The organism is uncultured Brachyspira sp. (assembly GCF_944393015.1).
GTDB lineage: Bacteria > Spirochaetota > Brachyspiria > Brachyspirales > Brachyspiraceae > Brachyspira.
The window spans coordinates 1-13,974 of the sequence record NZ_CALXYQ010000067.1; the positions used below are offsets into that span (position 1 = coordinate 1).

Consider the following 13,974-nt stretch of genomic DNA (forward strand, 5'->3'; position numbering starts at 1 on the left):
GTCTTCAACTATATTATTATTGTCAGAAGATGCATAAGCAAAAAGAGTATCAAGAACTTGTTTATCTAATCTGGCTATTACATTACTGCCTAAAACCTTTCCAACTTTTTCAGCAGCGGCAACTCCACAGTCAACAGCAACTTTAACAGCGGAAACATCCCCAAAAAATGAAATTGCAATTCTACCGCTTCCAACATGCACCATAGAAGGCAAAATTATATTACTAGCCTTATTTGCTGCATCTAAAGCCTCAATAGCAGCTGTATGACCATGAGTTTCTATCATACCTAAAGCATATTCCATAATAATTAATTTCCTCTTATATTTAAGTATATAAAAATATAATTATTTATCTAACAAATAATCCATTTTTTAATACGCATCTTCTTTTTCTAGTAAATGTTATTGTACTAGTAATACCATCTCCTGTACTGCTTGCCAATGTAAAGCTAGTATATCCCTCTCCGCCTAAACCTATACCGGCATAAGAAGGTGCATTCTTAACAAATATTGTTGTCTGCAATCTTCTAGGAGCTATAGTCAATCTGTCAATATGCTTAGAATGCATAGCAGCTGTATGTCTGCATCCGTTTTCTAATCTAACAGCCAAGTCTAAAGCCTCATCAAAATCTTTACATCTTATCAAAGGAAGCACAGGCATCATAAGCTCTTCAACAGCAAAAGGATGTTCCTTATGAGTTTCCATTATTATAAGTCTAGGATCATAAGAACATTCTATGCCCAAAGTGTCTAATATATATTTAGCATCTTTACCCACAAATTTTTTATTTACAGTTCCGTCAGGATTTATAAGAGCTTTTTCTAATTTCATCATATCTTCTTTTTTAGAAATCTTAAAAGCATTATTTTTTTCCATATTGAACATCAAATAATCAAATATAGAATCAACAGCCAAAACTTCTTTTTCAGCTATACAAGGCATATTATTATCAAGAGAAGCACCAGCAACTATATCAGCAGCGGCCTGTTCTATATCAGCAGTTTCATCAACTATAACAGGAGGATTTCCTGCACCTGCTCCTATAGTTTTCTTACCGCTTTTTAATCCTTTAATAACTATAGGCATACCGCCTGTAATACATAAAGCATTAATTTTAGGGCTTTCCATCATATAATCAACTTCTTCAACTGAAGCTTTTGAAACTGTAACTACTAAATTTCTTTCTCCGCCTGCCTCTATTATAGCTTCATTAATTTTTGTAACAAGCCAATTAGAAACTTTAACAGCACTAGGATGCGGACTGAAAACAACACTATTTCCAGCTGAAAGCATATTTATACTATTACATATTATTGTTTCTGTAGGATTTGTAACAGGAGTTATAGCACCAATAACCCCAAATGGAGAAAATTCTAATAAACTTAATCCGTCATCTCCTGTCAAAGCACCAGTATGTAAATCCTCAACTCCAGTACATCTTTCTATAGCTAATGTATTTTTATTAATTTTATCCTCTACTCTTCCCATTTTACTTTCTTCTACAGCCATAATAGACATCTCTTTAACTAGAGGTCTTAATTTATTTCTTATAGAATCAGTTATTCTTTTTCTCTCTGATAAAGTAGAGCATAAAAACTTTTTCTGTGCTATACTTGCATATTCAATAGCTTCTTTCATAGTATCAAATATACCAAGTGTATTTGTATTGTTATTGGATTCCAATATGTTTATATTCTTAGCAACTTCTCTTACTATAGATTCAATCAATTTCTCATCCATATATTATCTCCATAAAAATTATTTATTAAATACCTCTAAAGCAGACTTAGCTATAAGAATATCTTCTTCTACAGCACCTCCGCTTACTCCGATAGCTCCTAATAATTTACCATCTTTGAATATAGGAATTCCTCCGCCGAACATAACAAGTTCACCAGACATAGCAGTATCAAGTCCGCATAAACTATCATCAATAAGTTTCTTTATTTCAGAAGTAGGAACTTTTAATGATACACTGCTGTAAGCCTTTTTAAAAGCTAATTTCTCGCTTATTTTAAGAGCATTATCCATTTTGCAGAAGAAAATCTCTTCTCCATGACTATTCACAATGGAAATACAAACATCAACATGTATACTTCCTGCTTTCTTCAATGCCTCCAAAGCCATACTAAAAGCATCATTTAAACCAAGTTCCATAAATTTTCCCTCAAATTAATCATTAAGTATGAAATAAATTCCCTTAACAAGTCTAGCTGAATTAGCTCCAACGCTTCTCATATTCTGAATATTCATTGATTTAACAGGATAGAAAAACAAAGGAGTATTTTCATCTAAATTAGCATAATGCACCGCTATATATTCATTGTCAGCAGCTACCCCAACAGATAACTGAGAAGCAATAGCCGCCTTATAAGATGCTTCTTTTACATCTCTATACTCACCAATCTCTTTCTTTTCAAATATATAAGGAATTCCTTCCTCCTCTATTCCATATAAAACCTGATCCATTAATTTTGAATCTGTATTTCCTAAGTCATATATAATAATAGATGGTATATCCATATTAGCTATTCCTCATTGCTCTAACATAATCTAATATAAGACCTGTAGCAACTGCATTTCTAGGTCCTTCTTTACCTCTTATGTTACCTCTGCCGGCAACTATTTTATAATGTGATAAAGCATCCATAACCATTTGAGGTATTTCAAAATCTAATGATGAACCTCCAACCAATACTACGAAAGGTATATCTCTTATATTACCTGTAGAACTTACTGTTTCCAATGCTCTTATAGAATTAAATACAAATACTTTTTCTTTTGCTGTTCTTCTTACAATTCTTATTTTCTCTAATGGTATATCAGAATCTATAGGAACAAAATTATTTTCTTCTACCACTATAACTCTAGCAAATAATTTAGGATCTAAAGGCTCTTTGAAAAACTGTACTGTACCGTCTTCATGTCTTATATGAAATACACTTTCAACTTTAGCCAAAGGATATTTTTTTATTCTTTCAGCCATTTCAAGATCATCTAATCCTAATTCAGAATTTATCAAAAGAGTAACCATATTTCCGGCACCAGCTAAATGCGTATATGATATTTTGCCGTCTTTATCTATTAGAGAAGCATCTGTACTTCCTGCCCCCATGTCTATTATAGCCAAAGGAGAAGATGAACCGGGAGTAGTCAAAGCACCCAATATAGCCATATCAGCTTCAACTCCGCCTATTTCAACATTGATATTCAAATCTTTCTTAAGCTCATTTGCAATTATTTCCATTTGAAGCCTATCAGATTTTACCATACTAGCAATACCAACAGCACTTTCCATAGAAAATTCATTAGCAAGTCCGCCTTTTACACTTCTAGGAACAAAAGTATCAACAGCTAGCAAATCACGAATCTTAATATCATCTTTATCTTTATTCGTAAGTTTAGCCATAGTCTGCCTAACTTTTTCTATCATACCGCCTATATTAGTACCAGGTTCGCCAATAATATCTTCTATATCTGTTGCCTTGTTTATAGTAGACATTATTTTTTCAGCACCTGCCTCTATATCCACTTCTAAACTTTTTCTGGCATCAATTATTTTTAATTTACCAGCTGGTATTCTTCTCTCTTTAACATTTCCTTCAGGAGTTTTTATTACAACTGCAGAACGGTTTCCTATTAAAGCTCTAGCTATAGGTACAACGGATTGTGTTTCTTCCGGTGATAAATTAAATACTGTTGCTATACCATAAGGATTTGATAATGTTTCAATTACTTTACCAGGCAAAGCTACCTCAAGTGCACAAAGCATTCCTATAGGAACTTTATCTATAAGAAGTACTTCATCAACTATAGGAATATTATTCTTAATCCTATTTTGTACAAGAACACCATCATCTTTTTGTAAAATAAGTCCATTAACATTAATACCTTTTGATATGGCATTATTAACAGAATTAGCCACATCCTTAAAATCTATGCTATTAGGAACAACTATTATTACATCTTCGCCTTTATTTATTTTAGAAATATCATCATAAAGTACGCTTTTCCCTATACCTATTCCAGATCCGCCTGGTGTTTTTGGGTTATGTCCTATCATAGTTGATTCTGTTACAACGGTTTCTGTTATAGTTTCCATTGCAACATCCCCTATTACAGGTGTAGCTTCGTTTATTCTTATCAAAGATATATCTTCTATTGTAAGATTAACTTTATCCAAGCTCTTTTTCAAAACTCCGAAAATACCATGCTTATTGGAAAAAGTACCTTTTATACCTGTAGTAAATACTAAATCACTAGAGATAAATTCTACATCATTATTATCACTAATCTTAGCAACTGCAATTTCAGTAGTAGAATTGCCTATGTCTATTCCTGCAATATATTTCATTGACATTTCCTATTGTTGCTATGCTCGCCCACCTTTAAAGGTGCCTACTTGGTCAGCCCATAATCAGCAAATAAATGAATTTATTTGCTGGCTTCGGCTCGCTATTAGCTTTTTAATTATTTTCTTCTTAAACGATCTCTCTTTTCATAAACTTCAGCAGCCTCTCTAACTAAAGAAGCAGATATTTTAGCTGAATATTTACTTTCTAATTCATCAGCTATAGCAATTAATTCTGCTTTAGTTGATCTGAAAGGTCTTAAAGCATTATATATCTCTAATATTCTGTCATCGCTTATTCTTGTTAATTCAGCAGCTCTTCTCAAATTCATAGCAAATATTTTTCTGCCAACAGATTCTGCAATTTTAGCCTGATATTCCAAAGTTTCTGCTGTAATACGAACATCATTAGGGCCAACTCTATCATTCATTACCGCATCTAATGTAATATCATCTAAACTTTTTCCTGTAGAAGTTTTTATCAAATCTTTTCTATTATAACCTAAAGGATAATCTTTAGCACTAATCTCAACACTGCTATTAGAAATGCTTCTTGAATTGCTTGTATTATTAATATTACTAACTATTTCTTTTATCATTTTCTCTAAAAGTTGTTCATCCATATTTTATCTCCTTATAAATTATTATAATGAAATTGATAGTTCTATAGGATCTGCATTATCTATAACATGCTCTGTTTCTTTTATATGAAGTAAAGCAGCTATAGCCTGATATTTAGGACGAGCCATCTGATCATTACGAACAGGAACAGGAGTTGGAGATTCACCTTTAGCATATTTAGCAGCATTCTTACCTATAGCTCTGAAAGTAGGCAAATCCAAAAGAGGAGCTTGTGGGAATAATTCAACATTACTCAAAGGAAGCAAATCTTTTTGGTGTATAACTGTAGTACCTTTTGACTGTATTCCTATACCTATTCCTGAACCGCTATATTTTGCAGCAGCATTAGCTATGAAAGAAACATCTGATGTATGTAAGAAACGCAATATACGAGCTTTCAATCCTTCCTCTTCTATACCAGCAATTAATTCTCTTAATACTTGAGAATGAGGTATATGAACTATAGTTTCAGTTTGATGAAGTCCGAAAGAAGGAGCTATACCTATTACAACTTCAGATTTATTTTTACCAACTTCAGCTTTACCTAACTCTTTGAAATTAAGAGGAGGAGGAGCTTGATGATCAGTACTTACATTTGGATTAGGGTTAGAACTTACAGAAGTACTGCTATTTGTATTATTATTTTGACTATTAATATTTTTTATAACTTCACTAACTATCAATTTTAGAGTTTTTTCATCTATATTCATTACTTACTCCTTAAATAGAATCTGGGCTAATAGCATTAGGAATATTTTTAATTTCTTCCCAACGTTCTTTGCTTATTTGATAACCAGTACTAGGACCATGATAATCATTAACATCATTAACAGCACTAATAACATAACCGTTTCTATCAATGATAGCAGAAGTATGCAAATAGTCTCCAGCAACACGTTGTTTTAACATATTCAAAACGCTTTGAGCAACATCTTCAAAGCCTTTTCTATATAAAGCTTTAACTACATCTAAACCTGTTATTCCATTAGTTAAGATACTTTGTGCTGCTTTTAAATCTTCTACAACATTTCTGTCTGGCATATCTTTACTACCATGAGCATAAGTTGCAGCTTCTACTTCTTCATCTGTGATTTCAGGGAATCCTAAATCAGCAAATATAGCCTGCATAGCTCTTGCAGCTTTATTTCTAACAGCTATTATTTCTTCTTCTTTTACAGGTCTTAATCCGCCGTCAACTTTTAAGTCTCTTTGTAATACATTGATATCATCAAAGTCTTCAGCATCGAAGTTAGAACCTGCAAACATGTTATCATAGTTAGGAGTAGAACTATAACCAGAGAATATGAAGTCAGTACCAGGTAGGAACTGCATTAACATTCTTGCTGTTCTTCTTATATCTGAGTGAGAGAAAGTTTGGTCATTACCGGAAGCAACCTCTAAGTCCAAACATTCTGTAATTAAGTTTTCAGCTAAAACTGCTCTAATACCGCTAGGAACTCCGCCAGGAACACCTATACAGCTTATAGAACCATTCTGTAAACCTTGTACTCCGGCACCTTTTGTGATGAATACACATCTAGCTTCCAAGTACAACATAGATTTACCTTCAGCATATCCCATTTGTACTTCACTTCCTGTACCAGAAGTAAAACGCATTTTCAAACCGCGTGAAGCATAAGATGATGCTAAGAAAGCTTTAGAATATGGAGTATCGTCTCCATCTGTGAATACTCTTTCAGTACCATATACAGAAATTGTTTCAGCATAACAAGTTAAGCCTCTCATACCTAATAACAATTCAGTAGCTTCTTCTAATGAACATTGAGTAAGTATACCAGGTCTTCCAACTTGAGCACCTACCAATAAGCCTAAAGCATTAAAAGGTGCATAACGTACAATACCTACTGTAGTTTCTTCTTCATCGAAACCTCTAACAGCTGCTTCTGCCGCATCTGCTGCTATTTGTATAGGATTGTCTTTAACATTAGTAACGTGACATTGATTTGAAGGAGTTTTTCTAGCTCTCATTTTTTGTAAAGCCATCATCATTTCAACAACATTCATACAGCTCATAACTTCTGATATTTTAGCAGGAGTTATAGAAGTTGTTATAGGAATGATTTCGCTTCTTGTTACATTAGGGTCACATAACATAAGAGCTATTTTTTTAGAATCAATAGCCATAGCTTTTTCAGCATTTTCTATATTGATAGAGTAATTAGCAATAAATGTATCTATAAAGTCAAAATCTTCAGCTTTTTTGCCATCAAGCTCAATTATTTTGCCATTTACTATTTTTATACTAGGTTTAGGATCATTAGGGCCATCCATAGCTACAAGACCAACTTCAGGCCATTCGCCTACAAATCCGTCCTGATTTACAGGTCTGTTTCTTAATATTTCAAATCTTTTAGATTTCATGAACTTCTCCTAATAGTTAAATTAAATTATATATGAAGGTCTGTCATTTTTAGGTGTAGCACCCAAAGTACCCAATAATTCACAGCCTATTTCTCTAGCAGCTATTATAGCCTGTCTAACAGCACCTGAATCACCACATATTTGTAATATAACCTCATTTGAAAAACTAGTACCATTTGCTGGTGAAGCATATCCAACAACTTCAACATTAGCAGCTTTAACTGCAGTATCTGCCATAACTACTCCTATAGCTGCAGGAGCACCTACACAAATACCGAAAGCTTTTCCTATAGGAGCACCGAAAGCTTTATTACAAGCATAACTAGCTCTAGCTGTATATTGAAGTTCTATATGTCCAGCTTCATTTCCATAAACATCTCCGAAAGTTCTGTCTAAATCTTTTAAAGCAACTTCAACTGCACGTCTTGAATCTGATACATCATCTGAACCGAAGATAATCAAGTTACCATGACCTGCTCCGCCTTTAGTATCACGAGCCAATTGTATAGAAACAATTTCAGTGTTAGTAGCTTTTACAGCTTCATCAGCTGCCATGATATGAGGACCTGCTCCTGTTCTTCCGCCGATAATACCAATAGAACGGTATTTTGTCTCAAAATTCATCTTCTCCAAGACACTTTTATCTACATTAGCAATAACAAGACCTATAGTATCTCCTATAGCAGTTCCTACAAACTCTATTGCTCTACTCATAAAAATTCCTCCTTAAAATTAATAAAATATAATTAATAGTTTTATTTTTATTTAAAATAAGGCAATGAATTATTATATTTAAGTGGAAATTTGAAATAAAATAGAAAATCGTCAAAAAATATACAATAAACCATTGCTATACATATAGTATAAAACAATGAAATAGCGTTGTCAATAAAAAGATATCATTTTTTTAAAAAATGAAAAAATTTCAATAATTTGAAACAATATATAAATTGATTTAATTAAACAAAAATTAGAATAATATTTGAATTAATTAATGATTATATGAAAAATTACTATAATAAGAATTCCATTCCATGCTCCTCGACAGAAAAAATAAACTATATATTGAAATATTCCGACTTACAGCTTTCTACATCCTACCTTCTCATCACCTCTATAGGCAACAATGGTTAACTAGGGTTCGCTACTGAATACGGCTACGGGCTAGTATAGGATTCTGACCTATTTCCTTCAATATACATCTATATTATAATAAAAAAATTCTAATAAATCAAGTTTTTTATTAACACAAATCATACTTAATTTAAAACATTAATAAAAAAATGAAACAAAATCACCATCTTTTCAAAGAATTTTTCATATATTCAATTACATTTATATCATAAATATCATTTAATAATCTCATATCAAAATCATCAATACTTCCAAAATACTTAGAACTTCCATTTTTCAAAACTAATAATTTATTTGCAAAATTCAAAGCTGCATTTATATCATGAAGTACAGCTATAATACATCTTAAACCATTTCCAACCCACTCTTTTAAATTATAAATTAATTCTATCTGACTATTCAAATCCAAATGATTAGTAGGTTCATCCATAAGTATTATACTAGGATTTTGCACCAAAGTTCTAGCTAAAAATATTCTCTGCAATTCACCGCCTGAAAGTTCTGTTATTAATTTATCCCTCAAATGAACTATCTTCAATTTTTCCATATAATAAATTACAAACTCTTTATCCTCTTTACTCGGTATAGATAATAATTTATCTTTATAATTTGAATATCTTCCCATCATTATAGTATCATAAGCAGTATATCCAAAATATATAGCAGACATTTGACTCATCATCGCTACAGTTTTATATGTATCTACTTTTTTTATATTTTCATTGTTAATAAGTATTTCGCCCTCATCAAAATCTATTATCTTACATAAAGATTTAAGCAAAGTACTTTTTCCGCAGCCATTAGGACCAATAATACATAAACTTTCATTTGAATTAACATCAAAAGAAATATTTTTTAAAACTTCTTTTTTATTTGTATAGCTTAAAGTTAAATTTTTAACTTCAACCATTTTATTTGTCTTGTTTGCTTTATTTATATCATTCATAATAAATCACATTCCTTTCATGTTATTGCTTGATATAAATACATACAAAAAGAAAGGAGCACCTATAACTGCAGTAACAATACCTATTGGAATATTAGCCCCTTGAACTATGATTCTTGAAAATATATCAGAAACATTTAATATTAATGCCCCCATCAAGGCAGACATAGGAAGTACAACTATATGCTTAGCTCCGAATATTTTTCTTGTTACATGAGGAGATACTAAATCTATAAAACCTATTATACCAGTAAATGCCACTAAAACCGCCGTTATAAATGATGAAATCAATATAAAAAATATTCTCATATTCTTAACATTTATACCAATAGATAAACTAGTTTCATCTCCGAATGTCATTATATCTAATACGCTTGAATATTTCATTAGCAGCAACAATGATATTAAAGTCATCAATATAATTATAAAAATATCCAATTTATTTCTCACAAATAAACTTCCAAGCTGCCAAAGTATTATTTGATTTGAATATTTAGGAAACATATACGACAAAAAACTCATTACAGAACTTAGAAACAATGATATAACTATACCTGCAAGTATTATAGAATTATTGCTCATATACTTATCTATCCTATTTGATATGAATAATATAAACAGTATAGTAATAGAAGCAAACAGCATTGATACGCCTATAAAAAAATACTGATTAAAAGATATATGCATAATTATAAGCAAAGCAGCTCCAAGTCCTGCCCCTGATGATATACCTAAATTATATGCAGAAGCTAATGGATTTCTTAATATTGATTGTATAACAACGCCTGTTATAGATAGTGAAGCACCTACAAATAATGATAATATAGAATGCTGAAGTCTAATTCCTATAATATCAGCATTTATTTTATCTATATTCATAATCTCAAAATTAAAAAACTTATATAATAAAATTGCAAATACTTCTTTTGGGTGTATAAATACGCTTCCTATACATATTGACAATACAGTAGAAATAATAACTAACAATAAAATTATTATAACTTTTTTAATCATTATAATTAATTCCCAATTATTTCAATATCTTTGTATTCATCAGGATAAGCATATTTAGCCAGCATAATTAAAGCATTTACTATATTATGCGTAGGCAATGAACCTGAAGTAATATAATATACATCTTTATTCTTTAAAGCATTTACATTCTGCCAAGATGCACGGCTCAATATTTCTTCTGTAGGATTATCAATATAATGAACGCTTGTAAATATTATATCAGGATTTGCAAATAATACATTTTCTTCTGTGGTAGTTATCCAAGAATTTTTATCAGAAAATATATTAGATGCACCTATAATATTTATCATATCATCTAAATAAACATTAGTTCCGAATGAATATAAATTTGGTAAAGCAGCTATTTCAAAATAAACTTTCTTTTTATTCTGTATGCTTTCTCCTATAGCTCTAATATTTTCTATATTTTTATCCATAACATTTATAATATTAGAAGCTTCACTGCTTTTATTCAAAACATTACCCAAAAAAGTTATATCATCTTCTATAGATTTTATAGTATCGCTGTTTGGTATTACAACAATGCATATATCCGAAGCCTTTATAGAATCCAATGAATTTTTTCCTGAAAATACGCTGAAAGTATTAACAAAAACAATATCCGGCTTCATAGCTATCATTTTTTCAGAATCAGGATTAAGCATATCAAAAACTGCAATATTAGATACATCAATATTATTAGTCTGTAAAATTTCTTTTGAAGTAGAATCGAAAGCGATTATTCTATCTGCAAGTCCTAATGCTAATATAACATCTGTAACCGAAGGAGATAAGCATGCTATACTTTCTATCTTTTCAGGAAGAACAATATCATTTCCTGCCCTATCTTTTATAGATAAGTTCTTATCATTTGTAGCTGCATTACTGCATGAAAATAAAAATATACTAATAAAAATAAATAAAAATACTTTGACAGTTTTCATAAAAATTCTTTATTTAAGAAAAATATTTTAACTGTAGAAGTATAAATCAAAGAACTTTTATTGTCAATTATTAATTTTCTGTTTTAGTATTGCTGTCATTAATTATATAATCTGAAACTTCATTTGATAAATTTTCTATAAATAAAATTCTTTCGTTAAGAGTATTTACAAAATAGTTATAAAATACTACCGTAGGTATAGCAATAATAAGTCCTGCCGCTGTAGTAAGAAGAGCATTAGCAATACCAGAAGCCAAAGCATTAGGATTTCCACTTCCAACTACAGACATAACCGCAAAAGATTGTATCATACCTAGAATAGTACCTAAAAGTCCAAGCAATGGAGCTACTGTTGATATTGTTGAAAGTGCAGAAATAAATCTTTCAAGTCTTGGAAGTTCTTTATTGGAAGCACTTTGCATAGATTCTTTAGGCATATCAGTATTTTTTAGTCCTGACATTATAATATTTGCTAAAGGCGATTTTGCTGTTTCACATAATGCAATAGCAGCTTTTAATTCTTTATCTTTTATTAAAGAAATAAGTTTAGGAGCTAATGAATTATCCTGAGATTTTATTCTAGTAAAATAAATAAATCTATCAACGATTATAGTTAATCCCAATATTGAAGATATTAAAAGCCCTATCCAGCAAACTATCATAGCTGAGTTTAAAAGACTTTCAGAACCGAATATACTATTCATATATATAAATGCCTCATTTAAATGTCATTATTTGTTAAAACATTATAATTGTAAGAATATAAAAAATCAATAGAAATATTCTGTATATAAAATTAAATTTATATTAATAATAGTTACTTTTAATATTTAAACTCCACAGTATAATGCGTAACAGCCTCATCGGGCATAATATATTCTCTATTATTCATCAAAAGCTCAAGCATATCAGCCCTAGCATCATACTCCATACCAGCACGTACATTTTTTACATATCCTCCTTGTCCATAATTAGCATAAGGATCCCAATAAGTTCCATCTCTCAATTCTTTTGCTGTTTTTCTTAAATAATTTATTACAATAGAATAATCTTTAATAGTATTATACATATATTCTATTTGAGTATAGTCTACAAGCTGCACTGCCTTATTATTAATATTAAGCATTACTTTTTCGCCTCCGCTCTGCCATACCATTAATTTATCTGTATAATCTATAGGAGTTATTACTGTCCAATCTTCATCTTTATTCGGCTCTTTATCCTTGGTTAAAAACTGATTAAGCCCAGCACTCTTTATATGAGCCTCTGTAATAGTAAAATATTCCTGCCCGCTGTCATAAGCAGCTCTTATTTCTTCATAAGGAGGTATAGGAACATAATAAGTTTTGTTATTTATTGTATAAGCTGCATAAGGTGAGTTATCAGATTTATAATATCTCCCATTATCAAGTTTTATCCAATTAGGTTCTTCAGGAGTTTTTATCTTATTTTGTATATACGGCAAATCTCCTCCAACATATTGATCATAAGAATATACCGAATCAGCATTATCATAAGCTGAGGAATTAGGCTCTATATTCCAAGTTACACCATCAGTACTTGACCATATAGTACTATCATTTTCAAAAGACTCTTTTTGAGAAGTCCAATAAGGAGGGCTTATCCATTCACAATATGCTCTTTCGCCTTTTGTAACATATATTTTATCTTTATCATAACGAATACTAAGACTGCTTCTTTGTCCCCAAGGAGTAGTTATTTTTTCCCAATTAGCACCTACAGAAGTATCTTTATTTTTATCTATTCTATAATAAACGTTCTTGCTTGTTGTAAATGGTCCCTGACTTTCATTTCTGCATCCGCTTGGATTTTGTTCAGAAAAATCTTCTTCTAAACCTATTAAATATATATAATCTTTAAACTCTACAATTTTATAATATCTAGCTCCGAATCTTCCTTGAAAACTAGCATTAGGGTCTGTACTTACTGAAGGAAAAGTTTTATAAACATTATCATCAGAACCCTCTGTTGTCCAATTTATTAAATCTGATGATGTTTTTATCTCATTATTAAAAGTTATGCCTGTGCGAAATGAATGATAATCTTCTTCGCCTTTACAGTCTGTAGTAGTAAAAGAACTTGAAGAATATGAATACTTTCCATAATAATAATCTTCATATAAAACTCTATCTTCTTCTATTACATTCATTCTTAATAAATCATCATATCCTTTGCTGTCTTTATCATAAACTACTATATTTCCGCTATTATCTATTTGAAGTATTATATCTTCAGCTTTTCTATTTAATATTTTACTTTTAGGGTCATAATCATACATATAGTCAGCCAATACATACCATTTGCCTTGATATCTAAACTTCCTCTGAAAACTTCCGAATACTTCGCCGTCTTTAGCAGGCATTGGGTTAACATCTATATGTCCGGGTATTGTGTCTTCAGGCAATCTAAAATCAGTTGGAGGCGGTATATTGTTTGGACCTAGTATATTTATTTTCTTACAAGATATCATCAAAATTATAATAAGAATCAATAAAAGAAGTATAAAATATAATTTTTTGTTAATTAATTTCTTTATCATATATCAATCCTACTATCTCTTA

At 30.7% G+C, this 13,974-nt stretch carries 14 protein-coding genes and 1 riboswitch; all 14 genes read right to left on the reverse strand.

Features of this window, described 5'->3' with window-relative positions; genetic code table 11:
• A partial coding sequence (locus tag Q0K19_RS14035) for a BMC domain-containing protein (RefSeq protein WP_297249033.1) occupies positions 1 to 303 on the reverse strand: 303 nt, incomplete at its 3' end.
• Positions 304 to 349: 46 nt separating this feature from the next.
• A complete protein-coding gene (locus tag Q0K19_RS14040; RefSeq protein ID WP_297249034.1) occupies positions 350 to 1,741 on the reverse strand; it encodes an aldehyde dehydrogenase family protein in 1,392 nt (463 codons plus the stop codon).
• A gap of 18 nt (positions 1,742 to 1,759) precedes the next feature.
• Positions 1,760 to 2,158: a heme-binding protein gene (locus Q0K19_RS14045; RefSeq protein WP_014488057.1), complete on the reverse strand. Its 399-nt coding sequence runs from the start codon at positions 2,156 to 2,158 to the stop codon at positions 1,760 to 1,762.
• 15 nt (positions 2,159 to 2,173) lie between these two features.
• The gene (locus Q0K19_RS14050; protein ID WP_297249038.1) at positions 2,174 to 2,524 is read right to left on the reverse strand and encodes a glycerol dehydratase reactivase beta/small subunit family protein; all 351 of its coding nucleotides are present in this window, start codon (positions 2,522 to 2,524) and stop codon (positions 2,174 to 2,176) included.
• 1 nt (position 2,525) lies between these two features.
• Positions 2,526 to 4,355, reverse strand: coding sequence for a diol dehydratase reactivase subunit alpha (locus Q0K19_RS14055; protein WP_297249039.1), 1,830 nt, complete (start codon positions 4,353 to 4,355; stop codon positions 2,526 to 2,528).
• Positions 4,356 to 4,471: 116 nt separating this feature from the next.
• Complete coding sequence (locus tag Q0K19_RS14060) at positions 4,472 to 4,975, reverse strand: diol dehydratase small subunit (RefSeq protein WP_041177344.1); 504 nt, start codon at positions 4,973 to 4,975, stop codon at positions 4,472 to 4,474.
• 21 nt (positions 4,976 to 4,996) lie between these two features.
• Positions 4,997 to 5,683 (reverse strand): propanediol/glycerol family dehydratase medium subunit, encoded by a 687-nt coding sequence (locus Q0K19_RS14065; protein ID WP_297249042.1) that lies wholly within the window; start codon positions 5,681 to 5,683, stop codon positions 4,997 to 4,999.
• Positions 5,684 to 5,693: 10 nt separating this feature from the next.
• Positions 5,694 to 7,355, reverse strand: coding sequence for a propanediol/glycerol family dehydratase large subunit (locus Q0K19_RS14070; RefSeq protein ID WP_297249044.1), 1,662 nt, complete (start codon positions 7,353 to 7,355; stop codon positions 5,694 to 5,696).
• Positions 7,356 to 7,376: 21 nt separating this feature from the next.
• Positions 7,377 to 8,069: a propanediol utilization microcompartment protein PduB gene (pduB, locus tag Q0K19_RS14075; protein ID WP_297249046.1), complete on the reverse strand. Its 693-nt coding sequence runs from the start codon at positions 8,067 to 8,069 to the stop codon at positions 7,377 to 7,379.
• Positions 8,070 to 8,402: 333 nt separating this feature from the next.
• Positions 8,403 to 8,586: riboswitch (cobalamin riboswitch) on the reverse strand.
• Positions 8,587 to 8,649: 63 nt separating this feature from the next.
• A complete protein-coding gene (locus Q0K19_RS14080; RefSeq protein WP_297249048.1) occupies positions 8,650 to 9,435 on the reverse strand; it encodes an ABC transporter ATP-binding protein in 786 nt (261 codons plus the stop codon).
• Positions 9,436 to 9,441: 6 nt separating this feature from the next.
• Complete coding sequence (locus Q0K19_RS14085) at positions 9,442 to 10,449, reverse strand: iron ABC transporter permease (RefSeq protein WP_297249050.1); 1,008 nt, start codon at positions 10,447 to 10,449, stop codon at positions 9,442 to 9,444.
• A gap of 5 nt (positions 10,450 to 10,454) precedes the next feature.
• Complete coding sequence (locus Q0K19_RS14090; RefSeq protein WP_297249052.1) at positions 10,455 to 11,393, reverse strand: ABC transporter substrate-binding protein; 939 nt, start codon at positions 11,391 to 11,393, stop codon at positions 10,455 to 10,457.
• Between the two features lie 70 nt (positions 11,394 to 11,463).
• Positions 11,464 to 12,096, reverse strand: a complete 633-nt coding sequence (locus tag Q0K19_RS14095) for a MotA/TolQ/ExbB proton channel family protein (protein WP_297249055.1) — start codon at positions 12,094 to 12,096, stop codon at positions 11,464 to 11,466.
• Positions 12,097 to 12,215: 119 nt separating this feature from the next.
• Positions 12,216 to 13,952 (reverse strand): hypothetical protein, encoded by a 1,737-nt coding sequence (locus tag Q0K19_RS14100; RefSeq protein ID WP_297249057.1) that lies wholly within the window; start codon positions 13,950 to 13,952, stop codon positions 12,216 to 12,218.
• Positions 13,953 to 13,974 lie beyond the last annotated feature (22 nt).

Excerpts from the sequence above, each read along its gene's own strand:
- Q0K19_RS14040 (WP_297249034.1), bottom strand. The coding sequence starts at position 1,741 with ATGGATGAGAAATTGATTGAATCTATAGTAAGAGAAGTTGCTAAGAAT.
- Q0K19_RS14045 (WP_014488057.1), bottom strand. The coding sequence starts at position 2,158 with ATGGAACTTGGTTTAAATGATGCTTTTAGTATGGCTTTGGAGGCATTG.
- Q0K19_RS14050 (WP_297249038.1), bottom strand. The coding sequence starts at position 2,524 with ATGGATATACCATCTATTATTATATATGACTTAGGAAATACAGATTCA.
- Q0K19_RS14055 (WP_297249039.1), bottom strand. The coding sequence starts at position 4,355 with ATGAAATATATTGCAGGAATAGACATAGGCAATTCTACTACTGAAATT.
- Q0K19_RS14060 (WP_041177344.1), bottom strand. The coding sequence starts at position 4,975 with ATGGATGAACAACTTTTAGAGAAAATGATAAAAGAAATAGTTAGTAAT.
- Q0K19_RS14065 (WP_297249042.1), bottom strand. The coding sequence starts at position 5,683 with ATGAATATAGATGAAAAAACTCTAAAATTGATAGTTAGTGAAGTTATA.
- Q0K19_RS14070 (WP_297249044.1), bottom strand. The coding sequence starts at position 7,355 with ATGAAATCTAAAAGATTTGAAATATTAAGAAACAGACCTGTAAATCAG.
- pduB (WP_297249046.1), bottom strand. The coding sequence starts at position 8,069 with ATGAGTAGAGCAATAGAGTTTGTAGGAACTGCTATAGGAGATACTATA.
- Q0K19_RS14080 (WP_297249048.1), bottom strand. The coding sequence starts at position 9,435 with ATGAATGATATAAATAAAGCAAACAAGACAAATAAAATGGTTGAAGTT.
- Q0K19_RS14085 (WP_297249050.1), bottom strand. The coding sequence starts at position 10,449 with ATGATTAAAAAAGTTATAATAATTTTATTGTTAGTTATTATTTCTACT.
- Q0K19_RS14090 (WP_297249052.1), bottom strand. The coding sequence starts at position 11,393 with ATGAAAACTGTCAAAGTATTTTTATTTATTTTTATTAGTATATTTTTA.
- Q0K19_RS14095 (WP_297249055.1), bottom strand. The coding sequence starts at position 12,096 with ATGAATAGTATATTCGGTTCTGAAAGTCTTTTAAACTCAGCTATGATA.
- Q0K19_RS14100 (WP_297249057.1), bottom strand. The coding sequence starts at position 13,952 with ATGATAAAGAAATTAATTAACAAAAAATTATATTTTATACTTCTTTTA.